Annotated in this window: 1 protein-coding gene; it reads left to right on the forward strand. The window is 69.0% G+C overall.

The window, feature by feature from the left end:
- Window positions 1-300, forward strand: a 300-nt coding sequence (locus JS756_RS36360; RefSeq protein WP_275892796.1) for a beta-ketoacyl synthase N-terminal-like domain-containing protein, incomplete at both ends; no start/stop codon positions are given.

Here is a 300-nt window from a genome sequence, read left to right on the forward strand (position 1 = left end):
TGGATCCGCAGCAGCGTGTGCTGCTGGAGACGTCGTGGGAGGTGTTCGAGCGGGCGGGTATCGATCCGGCGAGCCTGCGCGGTTCCCGCACCGGCGTCTTCGCCGGCGCCATGGCCCAGGACTACGGCTCGTCACTGCGCGGCACGTCCGAGGGCGCCGACGGCTATCTACTCACGGGCAACACCGGCAGTGTCGCGTCGGGTCGTATCGCGTACACGTTCGGTTTCGAGGGTCCTGCGGTGACGGTGGACACGGCGTGTTCGTCGTCGTTGGTGGCGTTGCACCTGGCGGCTCAGGCGC

Origin of the sequence: Streptomyces actuosus (assembly GCF_016921115.1) — a bacterium.
GTDB lineage: Bacteria > Actinomycetota > Actinomycetes > Streptomycetales > Streptomycetaceae > Streptomyces > Streptomyces actuosus_A.